Origin of the sequence: Bacillus cereus group sp. TH152-1LC (genome assembly GCF_027710505.1) — a bacterium.
GTDB classification, from domain to species: domain Bacteria; phylum Bacillota; class Bacilli; order Bacillales; family Bacillaceae_G; genus Bacillus_A; species Bacillus_A mobilis.
This window is the reverse complement of sequence record NZ_JAQFNK010000010.1, coordinates 69830-88961: the sequence shown is the minus strand read 5'-3', so window position 1 is coordinate 88961 and position 19132 is coordinate 69830. Positions and strand designations below refer to the sequence as shown.

The window sequence follows — 19132 nt, the reverse complement described above, 5'->3', positions numbered from 1 at the left end:
AAAATAATCTCCCTACTTTTCTATCTATCCCTTTCCTTATTTTATTGTATACGAGATACCTATAATTCCCAAAGCTTTTTATTTATTTTTGCTGTTCCACGTGAAACAGCAAAAAAAGGGCGAAAATTCACCCTTTTCATTAACAACATCGTGATATCTTTCCGCCCTTTGCATTAAACCTAGCTTCTTGCGCTTCTGCAAAAAACTGTTTTTGACATATCACTTCTTCTTCTGGATGATGCTTTTTCATATGCTCTACATATGTTTCATAGCTTGGTACCCCAACAAGTAAACTAATAAAATGTTTCCTTTTTCTCCATACTTTCCGTAGTCGTTTAAGCATAATAGTTCCTCGACTCACTTTCATCTCTAGAAATATATGGTGCCTCTTTTAGCGGCATTGGCTTATTTCTTAATACTTGAATCCAAATTCGAATCGCAGAAATTAATACAGCGATTACAACTATCATAAAAATCCCACAAAGCGCTGCATCAATATAATCATTGAAAATAATTTGTTTCATTTGAGTGACATTTTTAGCTGGCGCTAACACTTTCCCCTCATCTAATGCTCCTTGAAACACCTTTGCATGAGATAGAAATCCTATTTTAGGATTTTCATGAAATAGCTTTTGATAACCCGCTGTCATCGTTACAATAAGCAATCCGACAGTTGGAATAAGTGTCACCCAAACATATGCCTTTTTCCCCATTTTGAACAAAATTGTCGTTCCAAGTAATAACGCAATACCTGCTAACATTTGATTTGCAATACCGAAAAGTGGCCATAATGTGTTAATTCCACCAAGCGGATCTACTACCCCTTGGTATAAGAAATAACCCCATCCTAATACACATAACGTTGTAGCTATTACATTCGCTAATGTAGAATCCGTTTTCCCAAATGGCTTATATACATGTCCTAAAATATCTTGAATCATAAATCGGCCTACGCGCGTTCCAGCATCAATTGTTGTTAAAATGAATAGTGCTTCAAAGAGGATTGCAAAATGATACCAAAAGGCCATCATGGCCGTTCCACCTATTACTTGTGAGAAAATATATGCCATACCTATCGCTAACGTCGGTGCGCCACCTGTACGTGATAAAATCGTTTGCTCTCCAACGTTTACAGCGAGATCTTTTAGTTCATTTGGTGTAATTGCAAATCCCCATGAAGAAATAACTTGAGCTGCCTGCGAGACATCCGTACCGATAAGTGCTGCGGGACTATTAATCGCAAAATAAGTTCCTGGTGTTAATACACAAGCTGCAATCATCGCCATCGCGGCTACAAATGACTCCATTAACATTGCTCCATAACCGATTGGTTGTGCATGTCCCTCTTGTTCAATCATCTTTGGTGTCGTACCTGATGAAACGAGAGCGTGGAATCCAGACACCGCACCACAAGCAATTGTAATAAATAAGAACGGGAATAAGTTTCCAGAGAAAACAGGACCTGTTCCATCGATAAATTTCGAAACTGCTGGCATTTGTAAATCTGGTGCTACAATTAAAATACCGATTGCTAATCCAACAATTGTTCCGACTTTTAAAAATGTACTTAAATAATCACGTGGTGCTAAAAGCATCCAAACTGGTAATGCCGATGCGATAAACCCATATACAATAAGCATAATAGCAATCGTTTCACCGCTAAATGTGAACATACTTGCAAGTGTTGGATGTTCTGCTACATACTGTCCTCCAATAAGAGACAGTATAAGTAGAATAATTCCGATTACTGACCCTTCACCAACCCGTCCAGGCCTAATGTAGCGCATGTACACTCCCATTAAAATAGCGATAGGAATCGTTGCTGCTATCGTAAACATCCCCCAAGGACTTCCTACAAGCGCCTTTACTACTACTAATGCTAATACCGCTAATAAAATAATCATAATGCCTAAAATACCTATCATTGCAATAAGCCCTGTAACAGGACCAATCTCATCTTTAATCATTTCTCCTAAAGATTTACCATTCCGTCTCATTGAAGCAAATAAAATTACAAAATCTTGCACAGCTCCAGCGACAACTACCCCAACAATAATCCATATTGTCCCTGGTAAATACCCCATTTGCGCCGCCAAAATCGGTCCTACTAAAGGACCTGCCCCAGCAATGGCTGCAAAATGATGTCCAAATAATACCCACTTATTTGTCGGAACATAATCTTTTCCATCATTTAATGTATGGGCTGGCGTTTGCCGATTATTATCTAAACCGAATACCTTTCTCGCTATAAATCTACTATAAAAGCGATAAGCAACTGCATACACACATACCGCAGCTACTAAGAGCCACACGGCATTAATAGTTTCACCTTGTGATAAAGCTATTACACCAAAAGCACCTGCTCCTACTGCTGCAATAACTCCCCAAAGTAAAATCGACTTCAATGTTTTCACATACAATCCCCCCAATACTATTGCTTAGTGGGATTGCACTAAATTTTCTGAATATTTTATTTGAATCCTCCTTATCATGAAGGATTTTTAGTTTATCATGTTAAAAATTTCGCATTATCTACTATAATTCTATTTTATTTCGAAGTTTTTTCACGTAATTCCGACTAACTGGAATCGGTTGCTCATCATATTTATCTAAATACAAATTATATGTGCCATTATAATAAGGTTTTAGTTCTTGTACATATGACATATTAATTAAATAACTTTTATGTACGCGTAAAAAATCATATGCATTTAACTTATTTTCCAGCTCCTGAAGTGTATATGTTGAAATATACTGATTATTCGTTGTATAAATTGAAACTGTTTTATTCTCCTTATTTTTGCTTATATATACAATATCTTCAGGGAAAATATATCTAATCCCCTCTTGACCTTCTATCGGTAGTTTTCGCAAATAACTCTTTGCTTTCTCGCCGTGCTCTTTACACATTCTATATAAAAGGAACTGCAAATCTTCCTCACGAAATGGGCGTAGTAAATAATAGAATGCTTGAAAACGAAATGCCGTAATCGACTCTTCTATATCTTCACCCATAAAAATCAATTTCGTATAACAATTTACTTCCCGTAATAAACTCGCATATTCAAAACCAGTTCCATCTAGTAATTTTGAATTCAAGAAAACAAAATCTGGTGTATGCTTTTTCATGATAAATAATGATTCTGTTCCCGTATTCGCTTCAAAACATTCTACATTCTTTATATTTTCAGTGAATTTTTCAGCTAAACTTCTTCGCTCTTCTACTTCTTCCATGATCAGTAAAATTTTCATTTCTTCAACCACCTAATTCTTTTGTCCATATGTCCTGTTGTATACATTCGCTTTTATAAGGAATATTCCCTTTTTCTTACTATACCATTATTTATCTAAAAAAACAGAAAAAAGGGAACCGTCACGGTCCCCCCTGTCTTTTTATTCCATTATTTATTGACAGTAAAACTCACTGAATGCGAAAAAATGAAGCCGGAGTTTTACTGCCCCAAAAACACAATTGATGCTGGCTAGTAATCAGTGGGGGATAAACCCCTCACTGATTACAGTTTCACCTTATACTAGTTCTCGTTGCTTCGTTTCTTGCCCAAGTACAATTACAGCAACTACGCCAATTAAAATTGCTCCACAAAAAATCGTAAATATTAGTGATAATGAAGCCTGTGAAGCAACTAAATATCCTACTAATAGCGGCCCAAGAATACCGCCAATGCGTCCGAATGCCGCAGCCATCCCTGCACCCGTACCACGAATAACTGTTGGATACTGTTCAGGTGTATAAGCATATAATGCACCCCAAGCACCTAAATTAAAGAAGGATAATAACATGCCTGCTATGATTAATACTGTTAATGACTCCGCTACTCCAAACAAGTAAGCACTACAAGCTGTACCGATTAAATACGTAACTAAAACAAACTTACGACCAAGTCGTTCAATAAACCAAGCAGCCGTGAAATATCCTGGCAATTGAGCTAACGTCATAATAAGTACGTACTGGAAACTTTTTATTAAACTAAATCCTTTTAATACCATTACACTAGGTAACCAAAGGAACATCCCATAATAGGAAAAGACAACAGAAAACCATAGAATCCATAACATAATTGTTGCCCTACGATATTCTCCAGACCAAACTGACTTTATATTTTCGATAACGGATGGTCTTTTTTCAACCTTTTGGAATCTCGGTGAATCCGGTAAATTCCATCTTAAATATAAAGCATATAGTGCCGGAACCGCGCTCAATACCATTGCAACTTCCCAACCATATTTCGGAATTACAAAATACGAAATAAGGGCTGCAATTAGCCATCCACCTGCCCAAAAGCTTTCTAATAACACAACTATTTTGCCACGTTCATGTGCTTCAACGCTCTCTGATACTAATGTAGAAGCAACTGGAAGCTCTCCACCAAGCCCCATACCAATTAAAAATCGTAAAACAAGGAACATCGCAAGTGTCGTCGTTAAGGCAGTTAAACCACTACCGATAGAAAATAGTAATAATGTAATAATAAAGACTGATTTCCGCCCTATTTTATCTGATAGTATTCCAAAAACGAGCGCTCCGACTGCCATACCAATTGAATTAATGCTGCCTATCCAGCCCATTTCTTGCGTACTTAATCCCCAATCTTTTTGCAATGCTACCATTACAAATGAAAGCATTCCAACATCCATCGCATCAAATAACCATCCAAGCCCCGCTATTCCAAGTAGCTTTCGCTTCGAAATTTCTTTCACCTTGCCCACAAGAAGTCCTCCTCACACAGCTGTCTTTACACATCATTTTACATGTGTGAATTGTATAAGTAAAATACTTTCGTTCAAAAAATTCTCCTTCATCATTCCCCAAAAGTAAAATACTTATCACACTATTTGAGGGCTGTAAGACTCACGCCTCAAAATTCAGCTGAAGCAAAGAGTTTAAATTGAAGACCAACTGCCATTAAACGTCCGATTGGTGAGGTCTAACAATCAGTGGCGGATGAGTAAAATCCCACTTTATCCAAAATGGCCAAATAAAAAAAGTAGCGATATTCCGCTACTTTTTCGAACGCATGACTTCTTTTAAAAATTCCGCTAATACTAACTGACGGCGCCAGCGCGTTGGATTACTACATAATCTATAAAACCACTCTAAATTAATTGCTTGAATCCATTTTGGTGCACGTTTTACCTCTCCAGCCCATACATCTAAACTTCCGCCTACTCCAACAGCCATTTTCGTTTCTAAACGATGCTTGTTAGTTTGGATAAAGTTCTCTTGTCTCGGGAAACCCAGTGCGACAAGCAATAGATCTGGTTTTGCTTCTTGAATACGAGAAACGATATTCTCTTCTTCTTCTTGTTTAAAATACCCATCTTGTGTACCCACAATAGATACAGCTGAATACGTCTTCGTTAAATGATCTGCTGCAGCTTGTACAACATGCGGTTTTGCACCAAGTAAGAAAACAGATACCGGTTTATTCTCCTCTGATAGCTTTGCAAATAGATTACACATTAAATCAAAACCTGCTACACGTTCCTTTACAGGTGTACCTAACATACCACTTGCTTTTACAACTCCAATACCATCAGGTGTAATTAAATCTGTATTTAATAATGTTTTATGGAATGTTTCATCCTTTTTTGCACACATAACAATTTCAGGATTCGCTGTGACTACCTGAAAAGTATGAGTTCGCTCCAATTCTAGTTGTTCCTTCAAATATTGGATTGTTTCATCCATTGTCATTGTAGAAAAAGGAACACCTAGAATATCAACCGTTTTTACTTCCATGATTAACTATCCTCTCTATTTCAGTAAAAGTTTTTTATATGCATTATAAGTATCTTCATACAAATTCTTTAGCGAGAAATGAGTAGACGCATGATTATATAAACGATTTCCCATCGCTTCTAATTCACCATTCAACCATTTTTCATAAGCATTTTCTAACGCGTTTGCTAACGAATCTGCATCACCAATCGGTACAATCCATCCATACGTATCATCAACTATTAACTTTTTCATATCACCTACATTTGTCGCAATAGATGTTAAGCGCTGATTAGCCGCTTCTAATAAAACCAGAGGGAAACTTTCGCTATAAGAGGTTAACAAATTAATGTGTGCAGATGCATATAATTCTTTTGAATCTGTACGAAAACCTAGAAACATCACCTTATCCTCTAAACCCTTTTGTTTCACCATCTCTTTTAATTCTGCTTCTATAGGTCCATCACCAAGTAAGAGCACCTTCATATTTTGGATTTTAATTTTTTGTAACGCTTCAAATAAAATATCATGACCTTTAACAGGATGAAGACGAGCTACTTGAATAGCTGTAAATACTCCTTCACCGATGCCAAATTCACTCTTATCATAAGGGTTGGCTGGAGTACTATCATACTCAATTCCATTATAAACCGTACAAATTTTCTCTTCTGGTACACCTAGTTTTATTATGTTTCTCTTAAAGTTTTCCGTAATTGCAAAGAATAAATCTACCTTCCTGAAAGAACGTAAATTTAACTTCGTAAATACCCATCCTTTTAATCCCCTCTTCATAAAATCCAAAGTTGGATCACTGTGGACAGTCATTATCCATTTCGCTTTTATACCTTTTTTCAAGAGGGAGAGATAGAAATTTGCTCGTGCGCCATGTGTATGCACAATGTCAAATTGATTTTCATTAATAAATGCTTTTATTTTTGAAAGAATTGATAGGTCGTACCGAGATGATTGGGTAAAAACATGCACTTGAATACCAAGGTTTCTCGCCTCTCTAGCAATCGCACCTTCTTCAAATACCATTAATTCCACTTCTTCCTTTGAAAATTGAGATAAAAGTGAAATAATATGTGTTTTCCCACCACCTTCTTCTGCACCAGCATTCATATGCAACACTTTCATTTCTTACATCCCCCATTTTTTTCTTTTTATTTACTATAACAAAATAAAAGCTAACATTATGCTAGCTTTTATTTTTCTATCATTCAATTTCCAAGTCAACTATTAAATATGCCATGAGTAATACTAAGTAGAAACTCACTCCTGGTGCAATTAAAATATGACCAGCTATGAATGAGATACCTAATCCGAGAAGTATCGCTGCAATCACCATTGCATATTTCACTGTGAATATTTGTTTAAATTTAGTAAATATACATGCAATAAATTTAATACCAAAGTATAAGAATGGAATTACAAGTAAAATGAACCCTATGATTCCGAAAGAATAGAACCAATCGTGGAAGTCACGTTCAATTAATTTCGGCTGTTCTTTATAGTTACCAGCATAACCCATTCCTAATAATTTTTGAGACATTGGGGCTTCAGTATAGAAATCTTTATACATCTGTTCAAATAATTGACGCCCACTAAAGATAAGTGCTTGCGTTTCTTCTTTTTTCTCCGCTACTTTCTCTTTTGCTTTCTCTTTCTCTTTTTCTTGCTCTGTCACAGGAGGTTTATGCTCTTTAGCTTCCTCCTTCTTTTTCTCTTCCTTTTTCGCACTCTGTTCTTGTTCAATTAATTGGAAATGGAATCCCATATTTTTCATAAATGGTGAAAAAGGTGTATATGCTAATATGCCTACAAATACAGTTATTGCAAGAAAACCATTTAATAAATAGGCATGTTTCTTTCCGTCTTTACGTTGTGTAAATGCTTGAATAAAGCACATAACAACTGCGATAGCCATTGACCCAAAGATTGCTCCTACGCCAACCTTTGTCCCAATTGCAAATAATGAGTAAACAACTAAAATTGAAGGAATCCAATAGTACGCTTTACCTATACTTTTTGTTTTTTCAATTGAGTACAAAATAACAATTGGACACATGATGGCTAAAATAGATCCTAGTTCGTTACCTGCATAAAACCAACCGCGTGACCCTAACTTTACCCATTCATAACTATTATAATCTGTACCAGTAGTAATCGAAGCTACCATTACTACTCCTATAATTAACGATGCATACGTAATATAGTCGCGCATTTTTGAATGGCTTTTTTCTTTTAAAGACTTAAACACAAACACATAACAAGTAAGCATAACAAATGGATATAACGCTTTTGCTATAAACTTAATTTCTTCTGTAAGTACCATAGGGTTTTTTGTAAGCTTGTTATTTACCAATCCGATGGTGAAGACTATTCCTACCAATATTATATACAATATATATTTTATATTTCCTTGTTTCTTCGTTTGAATTAAAATATATATCCCACTTAGGAACATAACGAATAAGCGTGTAATAACTCCAATAGTCGTATCAATTTTTAAAACCATGATACAGAACGCTGTAAGCAAATCTAAAATCGGTTGCAACAAAATAAAGATTAGTAGAAAATTTTCAAATTTATTACTTTTACTATTTTCGCTTAACATCTAGAACCTCCATAACTATTACCTAATTTCAATCTATACAGTTAATATTTTTTTCTTATCTCAAATATTTATTATAACATATATTTTTTAATTAAACGTCTCACATTTCTCCCCAATCTTACCTTACAGAAAAAAGCATATTTGCATTTTCAAGCGCTTTCTTTCCTCATTCTTTCTTTTTTTCTACATGTAACGAAAATGCATTGTTATTTACATAACTTTAGTGTATATTTTTTCTCTGGAACATCTTTAGGAGGAAGGGATTACAGCAATGTTATTAATCGACATATTTACGTTTCTTGGCATTATCGCCGCTGCTATTTCTGGTACATTAGTTGGTTTAAAAAAAGATTTAGATTTATTCGGTGTCCTTTGTTTAGCTGTAGCTACAGCGCTCGGCGGCGGTATTATTCGTGATATTATGATCGGTAACCTGCCTCCTGTCGCATTTGTTAAACCCATTTACTTTTTCGTAAGTGTATTATCAGCATTATTTACTTGTATGTTTTTTGAGCGTATCAATAAACTACAAGTCGTTATCATGCTTTCTGATGCTGTTGGCTTAGGTGTTTTTACGGCTATTGGTGCAAATGCGGCAATGTCACATCATGTTGACGCCTCATTTTTGGTTGTTTCAATGGGAGTCATTACAGGTATTGGAGGCGGTATTTTGCGTGACATTTGCGCTCAAGATATCCCCTACGTATTCCGAAAAGAGATTTACGCAATCGCTTCTATCTTAGGAGCAATTAGTTTCCTAATAACATATGCAATGGGGGCACACGTATTAGCTTTCTATGTTTGTTTATTAGTAACATTCATTATTCGTGTTGTCACTGTAATATATAATGTACATTTCCCAGTTTTCTTTAAAACACATGCTAAAATTAATAAAGGCCACTAAGAGAATTCTACACAGAATTCTCTTAATTTATATACTATTCTACACACTAATGTAGAGTAATTGTATATAAAAATATATAATTATATTAGAACTAAAAATAAAAACGCTTTACAAACAGGGGGAAGAACGATGCTTGGGGTTTTTAAAAAACGTACAAATAAAACAAACGCCAGTATACTTGAATTAAGTAAGGATCAACAAATCACTTTTAACGTGCCTACTAATTCTGAACTAAAAGTTCAAATGGATATGCTGCATATTTCAAAAGAAGATTTACAAATCGTAAAGGTACTACAGCCCTTTATTTATGAAGAAATTGATTGGATTACGGAAAAATTTTATGCCAATATTACAAAACAACCTAATTTAATTACTATTATTGAACGTTATAGCTCTATTCCAAAACTAAAGCAAACTTTAAAAACACATATAAAAGAATTATTCAGCGGAGATATGCATGAAGATTTTATTGAACAACGTGTTAGAATTGCCAAAAGACATGTACAAATCGGTTTACATAGAAAATGGTATACAGCCGCTTACCAAGAATTATTCCGCTCTATCATGAAGATTTTGCAAACTAAAATTACAACAATTGATGATTTTTCTTATTCTATAAACGTAATAAACAAATTATTCACCCTTGAACAAGAACTCGTTATTTCGGCTTATGAATCTGAATATGAAAGAATACAAAAAGAACATGAAAAAGAAAAAGAACTAACAGCTATGACTATTACGCATATTGCAACAGAATTAGCATCTGTATCTGAAAAAACGAGCGCTTCTCTTCAACAGTTAACCGCTAAATCTGAAACTATTGTGGAAATTGCCAAAACAGGTACATCATTAGCTACAACATCAGAAGAAAAAGCGAATAAAGGTAAAGAGCAATTAAATCAGCAAAATAAACGAATGGAATACATTCAAACGAACATGGAAACGATTATTACAGATACTCATGAGCTTCTCGATATTTCTAACAAAATTAACGAAATTATAGATATTGTAAAATCAATTGCAGAGCAAACAAATTTACTCGCACTAAATGCTGCTATTGAATCTGCACGTGCTGGGGAATTTGGCAAAGGCTTTTCTGTTGTAGCTGGAGAAATTCGAAAGTTATCAGAGCAAACGAAAGAATCTATCTTCAACGTTACAAAGCTCGTTGAAAAAACAAATGAGCAAATTATTCGTGTCTCTTCTTCAGTGAAACAAATTAGCTCCCTCGTATCTGAAGGAACGGATGGTATGTCTGCAACAGATCAATATTTCCAAGAAATTGTAAAAGGCATGTCTAACTCGAAAGAACAGAATAAAAAAATTGAAAATGAGCTAGAAACCATTTCACAAGTAATGAAAGGAATTCAAGACGATTCCTCAAAAATGGCTCTAACAGCTGATAGTTTACAACTAGAATTGAACCGATAAAATGAGGCTTACATCAGTAGGGGTTCTTTATCTCTGCTGACTCTTAGTCTTCATCTTCCAACCATAAAAAAAAGAATCCAAACTGGATTCTTTTTATTTTCTGAAGAAGATTTTTTGACAATACACATAACTCATATAAACACCAAAGCTTTGTAAAATAAACAAAGCTGGCACCATAAGGTTGTAATATGCCATATCTACTCGGAAGAGTCTTAGCAATACGTATCCGCTAATTAACAATAAGAACAACATATATCCTTCGTTTTGTTGTTTCTTAATAAGAAAGTGTAATAAAGCTATAGACATAAATACTGTTACCGCTATATATATAAGTTTTTCACATTTAAATAGAATAGAATGTATTCCCTCACCAGAGAATTGATTAATTACTGGCTTTAAAAGTTTAAATCTTTCTTCTTCAATCTCTTTTAGCTTTTGATCGATATGGTCTGTCACACTTTGATTCTTTGTTATTTTTTCCTCATTTTTACCTTTTCCAATTAAAACAGATTGAACATACGTCTCATTTGAAATTGTATATTGTGACATTCCCATTGACTGAATTCCATAACTCACACCAAAATGAGCACTATAAAATAGAATAAGTATCCCTATCATCTTTAATAGTACTTTTTGCTTCATTGCTGATTGAAAGAGTTCAATTAACAACACATATACCGCAATAAAAATAGGAAGAAATAATCCCATTGGGAAAATCATATTACTACATGCAAATAAAATTGCTGAAAGTACCCACATATAAGGATGATCTAAACCTTTATATAAAAGTATGTAGCAAGCCAAATAAAATAAAAATATTGCGAGCGATTCTGATGTTAATAAGGTACTCATAAATACATTCGGAATATATAAAGCATAAAATACAGACGCAATCCGGCCGCACTCTTCTCCAAAAACGATTGCTGCAATACGATAAATGAAAAATGCAGTCCCTGTGCAAAATAAAATATTAAATAACTGCAATGCGAATACTGTATCGCCAAATACACGAATAATAACTGATTCATAAATAATAAAAGGTAACTGCGCTACGTTCTCTACGTTATTACCAATTGCAATCTGCTTTGCAGCTTCAAACATAGCTTTCATATCACCAATTATCGGAACGTCTACAAATAGAACCATACTAAGTCTCACAATTATAGATGTACTTATAAGAAAAACAAGAAATTGTTTTTCTGTAAAACGATACTGTAAGATCGATGCCACTAACAGCATGAGAATAACAAAAATAACCAATACAATTGTTACACTTGTTGTACTGTCACCAAAAAATTGTTTACTTGTTTCAAACGCTGACCAACAACTATAAACAAAAAATGCTAGCATCGCACCGATCATTATTTTACTGAAAAAAGACGAAAAATTTGTTTGTATATGATTCATATGTCCATTGCACCTCTATTTTCATTCATAACAAAACGATTCTATCATGAATAGGTACACAGCTGATAGGGAATTTCTATGACAAATACAGGGTCCTAATTTTTTCACTTGCAATGTAAGCGAAGCCTCTTTTACACTACACTTTATATAGTAATAAATTTTCTTTCAGTTACATGAATACAAATACAGAAGTTTTACTAACCCTCTTCTGGAATTCTTTACTTCATTAAATATCTATCGATTTTTAATTTTTTGTACTCCACTTACAATACATGTCATTCTGATTGAAAACAGAAAATAGGGGCTGACCATATGGAAAAGAAATTCATGCGAGAATCCAAAGCAATTAAAACAACACGTGTTTTTCCGAATGATTTAAATAATCATCAAACACTTTTCGGAGGAAAATTATTAGCAGAAATTGATAGTATCGCTTCAATTGCAGCTGCAAGACATAGCCGTAAGCATTGCGTAACGGCATCTATCGATTCTGTTGATTTTTTAACTCCCATTCACCAAGCAGACTCTGTTTGTTATGAAGCATTCGTATGTTATACAGGAAAATCTTCGATGGAAGTGTTCGTAAAAGTAATTGCAGAGAATTTATTAGCAGGCGAACGTAGAATAGCTGCAACATGTTTCATTACATTCGTTGCATTAAAAGATGGCAAACCTTCATCTGTTCCACAAGTACTACCAGAAACTGAAGAAGAACATTGGCTACACACAACTGGTTCTGAGCGTGCAGAAAATAGAAAAAAAGGACGTATAAAGAGCAAGGAAATGGCTGAAGTTCTAACTTTAAGTAAACCTTGGAGTATATAGACCTTCACCATTAAAAAATCTTTTGAGCGAATAGCTATCACATATTCGCTCATTTTTTATAAACAATTTCACCCCTTCATACAACAATTACTCCTTTTCACACATATTATGTAATATTTTTATACATACCTACTCCTTCTTAGCTTTTTCTAATGAATAAAAACCCATTTACAATACGGTTCTATGCCATCAACAGTTGCTTTACAAAGTTTATGTAGGGTACACTTATACGGGTGGTCAACAAAACAATTTAAGGATTTGTAAATCGTGTAGAAAACACCTTACACTTCATTAATATTGAAAGAATTAACTGTGGTTAAAAACCTTACTATGACATAGCAAGTATTTTAATGAAACTGGATTATTTTAATGGAAAGGTGAAATTATGCAGAAATCAATTGCTTCAAATATTTTTTACAAAATACTGCTCAACACGTTTAATATTATACTCCCAATTTTAGTTGGTCCTTACGCATATCGAACATTAGGAGCAAATTCAATCGGAACCGTTAATATTGCTGAAACTTTCTTCAATTACTTCTTCGTGTTCGCCGTATTTGGTGTATATCAATATGGTTTACGTGAAATTAGCTTAATTAAGAACGATAAAAAGAAAGTTTCTAAGTTATTTACAAGTCTATATGTAATTAATTTCACAACTAGTATTTTGGCTTTATCAGGCTTTGTGCTCTTTAGTTATATTGGATACGGACATGAAAGTCTATTTCCTGTTCTTCTTATTTTCGGTTTTAATTTTATATCTAACATGTTTTATGTAGAATGGTTCAATGAGGCATATGAAAATTATGACTTCATCACTAAAAAAACAGTTATCGTTCGATTAATCTACGTCGTACTTCTTTTCTCTTTCATTCATGGGGTCGACGATTACAAAACATATGCTGGTTTATTAGTATTATCGACATTCTTAAACCACTCTATTAGCTTTATATATGTGAAACGCCAAGTGAAATTTGATTTTTCCGACTTAACGATTATTCCTCATTTAAAACCGTTACTATTAGTCTTGATTTTTTCAAATGCTAATATTTTATATACTCAATTAGATCGTCTTGTTTTAGGGGTATATATTGGAAAAGAAGAAGTTGCATATTACGTAATGGCTTTTCAAATTATGATGATTATTAATACACTTATGTTAAGTGTTGTACAAGTAACCGTTCCAAGACTGTCTTACTTATCAGGGAACGCATCTGAAATGGAATACGAATCATTATTAAACAAAATCTCAAAAGTATATTTCATTACCCTATTCCCTGCCTCAATTGGTCTAATGCTCATTGCTCATGGAGCTGTTGTTATTTACGGTGGACAACAATTTGCTGAGGCTGGTAATACATTAATTGTTTTCGCTTTCTATATGATTACAGTCGGTATTGAGTCCATTTTATCGAATCAAATTATTTATGTGAAAAAGAAAGAAAGCATTTTAGTGCGATTTTTATTCATTTGCGGATTTATCAACTTAGCATCCAATATTGCACTAATATACTTCCATGTACTTACACCAACAACCGCAATTTTCACAACAACAATTGCGAATTGTTTCTTAATCACATTTGAATATATTTATGTGAAAAAGAAATTAAAAGTGAATTATACGTTATTCGATATACAAAAACTGAAATATCTATTTTATTCACTGACATTTGTCCCGATAGCATTCGTTATTGATACGCTCGTATCTGGGCAAATACTACAAGTTATCCTAGTAATAATGACATGTGGATTAACATATGCCCTTATCCTCTTTATAACAAAGGATGAAATTCTCTTTTCACTACTTGAAAAGATATTAGGACGATTCAAAAAGGCTTAAACGCAATCTCTAAAAGGAGCTGTTAAACTTGAAATTTTCTTTAATCATGGCTACTTGTGGCAGACGTGATGATATTCTTGACTTACTAAAATCACTTGAACAACAAACTTACAAAAACTTTGAACTTATCGTAGTAGATCAAAATGATACGCCAATCTCTGATTTATTTGATGAATATAAAGAAAAATTTTCTATTCATTACATTTATACACCTATTAAAGGACTATCGAGAGCTCGAAATGCAGGCTTAAAAGTAGCCGATGGTGATTTCATCGCTTTTCCAGATGATGATTGTATTTATGAAACAAATGTTTTAGAGAGTATATTAGAAACTTTCAACTCTAATAAAGATGTTCATTTCATCTCAACAAATACTACAAATGTGGAAGGCACAGGTTCTTTAATACACGCACCGAATTCAGACATTATTTTAAATAATAAATATGGATTCATGGGACCTTCTTTCACACTATTCTTCACAAAACAATTTGTACAAGATGTAGGTACATTTGATGAAGATTTAGGTGTTGGTTCTGGCACGATTTATGGGGCTGGTGAAGAAACTGACTTTGTACTACGTGGTATGAAACAAAATTATACTGGTTTATTTAGAAAAGATCTGTTCGTATACCATCCTGTAAAAGAGGAAATTATTAATGAACAATCATTAAAACGTGCCGTTTCTTATGCTGGTGGTTTTGGTAGGGTTATTCGCTTACACTATGGATTCCCTTATTTCTTACGTGCTGTCGCTGCGGCAACATTCCGTATGACACAAAATATTTCTAATGATAAGCGCAAGTTCCACGCAAATCGCTTACGTGGAATTGTTCGTGGATATTTAAAATAAAAAACAAGGTGTAACCACTATTATTAAATGGTTACACCTTATTTTTTTATTTCTCTTGCATCGCTTATTTCTTGTAAATTAACCCATCATTCTTTTATAATCGCATCCCCACTGGTCAATTATATTATATATTTTTGAAATGATAGCATTATATCGAAGAATTTAGTATCATGATTCAAGACACTATTTAGAATTGAACGGAGGACATTATGAGCTTATTAACTGTTGAAAAATTAGGCCATACATTTGGTGATCGTACATTATTTAAAGATGTATCCATGCGCTTACTCGCAGGAGAACACGTTGGATTAGTTGGAGCAAACGGTGTTGGTAAATCAACATTTATGAATATAATTACTGGTCAACTTATCCATGACGAAGGGCGTGTAGAGTGGACACCTGGTACAAATTACGGTTACTTAGACCAACATACCATTTTAACACCTGGTCGCACGATTCGTGACGTATTAGCAGATGCGTTTTTACCTTTATTTGAAAAAGAAAAAGCTTTAAATGAAGTTACAGAAAAAATGGGAACTGCTACACCAGAAGAATTAGAGGAACTTCTTGAGCAAATGGCAGAAATACAAGATGCTCTTGAAGCAGGTGGCTTCTATTTATTAGATATGAAAATTGAAGAAGCAGCACGTGGTCTTGGAATTGACGCGATTGGTTTAGATCGTGATGTTGCCGCATTAAGTGGTGGACAACGTACAAAAGTGTTACTTGCAAAGTTACTACTTGAGCAACCAGAAGTACTACTATTAGATGAGCCTACCAACTATTTAGACGTTGAACATATTCATTGGTTAACAAATTATTTAAAAGAATATCCACATGCGTTCCTATTAATTTCCCATGATACGGAATTTATGAACAAATGTGTCGATGTTATTTTCCATCTAGAATTCACAAAAATGACGCGTTATACAGCGACATATGAAAAATTCCTAGAACTAGCGGAAATTAATAAAAATCAACATATTAATGCTTACGAAAAACAAAAAGAGTTTATTAAAAAACAAGAAGATTTTATTGCAAAAAATAAAGCCCGTTACTCAACAACAGGCCGTGCGAAGAGCCGTCAAAAACAACTTGATCGCATGGAGCGTATCGATCGTCCTGAAACAGCGATTAAGCCTGAGTTTTCCTTTAAAGAAAGTCGTGCAAGTAGTCGATTTGTCTTCGAAGGGGAAAATGTAGAGATTGGATATACACATCCGTTATTACCAAAATTAACAATGACAATTGAACGTGGTGAAAAAATTGCAATTGTTGGGTGTAATGGTGTCGGTAAGTCAACACTGTTAAAAACGATTTTAGGTAAGATTAAACCATTAAGCGGAAAAACAAGTCTTGGTGACTTCTTAAACCCATCATACTTCGAGCAAGAAGTAAAAGCTGATAATATAACACCGATTGATGATGTTTGGAATACATTCCCTAGCTTAGACCAACATCAAGTACGTGCAATGTTAGCGAAATGCGGTTTAAAAAACGAACACATCTCTCGTCCACTGAATCAATTAAGCGGTGGCGAACAAGCAAAAGTTCGTTTATGTAAACTAATGGGTGAAGAAAGTAACTGGCTACTCTTTGATGAGCCAACAAACCACCTTGATGTTACAGCAAAAGAAGAGTTGAAGAAAGCGATGAAAGCATACAAAGGGACAATTCTTCTTGTATGCCACGAACCAGACTTTTATGAAGATTGGATAACAAAAACTTGGGATGTAGAAAAATGGGCTCAACAAAACTCTTAATCCGATAATAAATATCTTTCAAATTTTAAAATAAAAAAGCAGTTGCTTCTAAAAGGATTCTTATACACCCTTTTGAAACAACTGCTTTTTTCATTTATCTTTTTACTATATCCCTGTCACCTTTTTTATTATAAATATGCTTAATACCAAAAGCAGCTAAAAAGATCATAGGTATAGTAGCCGAATAATGGTATCTCGGTGCTACTTCCACTATCATTTGTGCCATTGTTAGCCCAATCATGTATAAACAAATAATAATAAGTGAAGATTTGTTTTTATTTTTTATAGCTACTAACGCCCCGAACAGTGAAGTAGCTAGTAAAAAGTAATAAAAAACATTCGAAATTATAGTATATCGTACTTTATGATACATAATTGGATCTGCATATTTAACAGCTTGATCATCATTCCCTAAGAAGATAATAAATTTATCATACATTAGTTTCCCGAAATCTATATCATCATTTTTTATTCTCTTTTTCGCTTCTTCAAGCATTTGCTTTTGAACGTCCTGAGCACTCCATCCTGGTTGGCCACTATAATGATATAGTAACGCTGAATCTCCTGGATTCCATGTTCCTGAAGCTCCTTTATTAAATCCTACATGAATATTGTATCCCGGCACTGTTGCTATCTCTTCACCTAAACGTGATGTTATATAGTTATTCATCGCCGAAGACATCATTAAGTATCCAATAATGATAATCCCTACATATGCCACCTTATTAATCAGTACTTTCTTATTCCCTATATGCCTTATATCTATAATAAACATCCATATTGCTAGGGCTATAATTGGCACCGCTGCAATTGGTCTTGCCATATTTATTAATACAAGTAATGCAGATAATAAAATTGAATACATAAGAACCTTTACAATCGTTATATTTTCAATTTTATCATAAACAATTATCATAATTGCCCAAGCTAATAACAGTATTGTACAATACAACGGTTCTGAAAGTGCAAACATGTTATACATCGTTTGTGATGGCAGGAGAATCCACAAAACACTTGCTGTTATCGCTGTTCTCACTCCACCAATTCTTCTACCTATAAAATATATTAATCCCATTGATATTGTAGTTAAAACAACATTAATAATTGGCGGAATCATAAAGTTTGCCCCAAATATTTTTAGGAAGATACTTAAGAATGAAGCATACCCAAAAATATGTGGAAATAATGCAACATATCTATCATGAATAACAAAGTTGTCACCTAATGCTTTTGCTGTATTAAAAAAGGCTTCATAATCACCAATTGGATCAATCTTATATGTAAGAATCCACGCTGTTTTCACTGCTAGACAAATAATTAACAGTGCAAAAAAGCACATTTTTTCATTTAATCTTTCAAGATATAGCGATCCGCTACTAAGTATAAAGTTTCCAATTGTACATAAAAGTAAGAATCCAACTACTATCATTACGTAATTGTATTTTTGAGTATCCGAAAAATAATCAAAAATTAATATCGCAACGAAAAAGCTATAAATGCCGTATATGGCACGTGTAGAAAAGGTTGAAAACAATCCAGAAAAACGTTCCAAAAAACTCACTCCTTAAAATATTTATATGGGAAAACATTATATTTCCTAAAAAAATTACACTCCCAGCTACTATACATGAATATTACCATGATTTCCATGTTTTGCTTTCATATTGCCTAGTATACCAATTTAAAATAACCTTTTTTATTATTGACAGATTTATTCTATATCCTAAAATGATATCCACTCAAAACATATAACAT

Annotated in this window: 15 protein-coding genes and 1 pseudogene; 7 read left to right on the top strand and 9 right to left on the bottom strand. The window is 33.8% G+C overall.

The genetic code is table 11. The features are described from left to right. Positions 1–139: 139 nt before the first annotated feature. The 7 genes from PDL00_RS21045 to PDL00_RS21015 all read right to left on the bottom strand — a co-directional run bounded on the left by PDL00_RS21045 (position 140) and on the right by PDL00_RS21015 (position 8357). On the bottom strand, positions 140–343 hold the full coding sequence (locus tag PDL00_RS21045; protein ID WP_242254401.1) for a YbdD/YjiX family protein: 204 nt from the start codon (positions 341–343) through the stop codon (positions 140–142). Next, positions 336–2414, bottom strand: a complete 2079-nt coding sequence (cstA, locus tag PDL00_RS21040) for a carbon starvation protein CstA (protein ID WP_098342282.1) — start codon at positions 2412–2414, stop codon at positions 336–338. Before cstA ends, PDL00_RS21045 begins: the two co-directional genes overlap by 8 nt. 121 nt (positions 2415–2535) lie before the next feature. Then, positions 2536–3252 carry a LytR/AlgR family response regulator transcription factor gene (locus PDL00_RS21035; protein WP_061680084.1) on the bottom strand — a complete coding sequence of 239 codons (717 nt, stop codon included), beginning with the start codon at positions 3250–3252 and terminating at the stop codon, positions 2536–2538. Between the two features lie 276 nt (positions 3253–3528). Beyond that, positions 3529–4728 (bottom strand): MFS transporter, encoded by a 1200-nt coding sequence (locus PDL00_RS21030; RefSeq protein ID WP_242254399.1) that lies wholly within the window; start codon positions 4726–4728, stop codon positions 3529–3531. Between the two features lie 292 nt (positions 4729–5020). Next, positions 5021–5761, bottom strand: coding sequence for a WecB/TagA/CpsF family glycosyltransferase (locus PDL00_RS21025; RefSeq protein ID WP_242254397.1), 741 nt, complete (start codon positions 5759–5761; stop codon positions 5021–5023). A gap of 15 nt (positions 5762–5776) precedes the next feature. Further along, a complete protein-coding gene (locus PDL00_RS21020; protein ID WP_242254395.1) occupies positions 5777–6877 on the bottom strand; it encodes a glycosyltransferase family 4 protein in 1101 nt (366 codons plus the stop codon). A gap of 79 nt (positions 6878–6956) precedes the next feature. Then, a complete protein-coding gene (locus PDL00_RS21015) occupies positions 6957–8357 on the bottom strand; it encodes an O-antigen ligase family protein (protein WP_270730998.1) in 1401 nt (466 codons plus the stop codon). Positions 8358–8628: 271 nt separating this feature from the next. On the opposite strand from PDL00_RS21015, the gene PDL00_RS21010 reads away from it, so the two are divergent. From PDL00_RS21010 to PDL00_RS34890, 3 genes and pseudogenes are all read left to right on the top strand, one after another. Then, positions 8629–9261 (top strand): trimeric intracellular cation channel family protein, encoded by a 633-nt coding sequence (locus PDL00_RS21010; RefSeq protein WP_000924376.1) that lies wholly within the window; start codon positions 8629–8631, stop codon positions 9259–9261. 129 nt (positions 9262–9390) lie between these two features. Further along, positions 9391–9936 (top strand): annotated as a pseudogene (locus PDL00_RS34895) (protoglobin family protein); the annotation flags it as partial. A 54-nt stretch (positions 9937–9990) separates the two neighbouring features. Beyond that, positions 9991–10692: a methyl-accepting chemotaxis protein gene (locus tag PDL00_RS34890; protein WP_442868344.1), complete on the top strand. Its 702-nt coding sequence runs from the start codon at positions 9991–9993 to the stop codon at positions 10690–10692. A gap of 93 nt (positions 10693–10785) precedes the next feature. Here the strand turns inward: PDL00_RS34890 and PDL00_RS21000 are convergent, their stop codons facing one another. Then, on the bottom strand, positions 10786–12099 hold the full coding sequence (locus PDL00_RS21000; protein WP_270730994.1) for an ArnT family glycosyltransferase: 1314 nt from the start codon (positions 12097–12099) through the stop codon (positions 10786–10788). Between the two features lie 312 nt (positions 12100–12411). Between PDL00_RS21000 and PDL00_RS20995 the strand changes: the two genes are divergently transcribed. From PDL00_RS20995 to PDL00_RS20980, 4 genes are all read left to right on the top strand, one after another. Then, positions 12412–12924: an acyl-CoA thioesterase gene (locus PDL00_RS20995; RefSeq protein WP_242253640.1), complete on the top strand. Its 513-nt coding sequence runs from the start codon at positions 12412–12414 to the stop codon at positions 12922–12924. A 385-nt stretch (positions 12925–13309) separates the two neighbouring features. Next, positions 13310–14764, top strand: a complete 1455-nt coding sequence (locus tag PDL00_RS20990) for an oligosaccharide flippase family protein (protein WP_242253638.1) — start codon at positions 13310–13312, stop codon at positions 14762–14764. A 28-nt stretch (positions 14765–14792) separates the two neighbouring features. Next, complete coding sequence (locus PDL00_RS20985; RefSeq protein WP_016085383.1) at positions 14793–15614, top strand: glycosyltransferase family 2 protein; 822 nt, start codon at positions 14793–14795, stop codon at positions 15612–15614. 209 nt (positions 15615–15823) lie between these two features. Continuing rightward, positions 15824–17377, top strand: coding sequence for an ABC-F family ATP-binding cassette domain-containing protein (locus PDL00_RS20980; RefSeq protein WP_242253637.1), 1554 nt, complete (start codon positions 15824–15826; stop codon positions 17375–17377). A gap of 94 nt (positions 17378–17471) precedes the next feature. Here the strand turns inward: PDL00_RS20980 and PDL00_RS20975 are convergent, their stop codons facing one another. After that, entirely contained in the window at positions 17472–18929 is a 1458-nt protein-coding gene (locus PDL00_RS20975; protein WP_270730986.1) for a hypothetical protein, read from the bottom strand. Between the last annotated feature and the right edge of the window lie 203 nt (positions 18930–19132).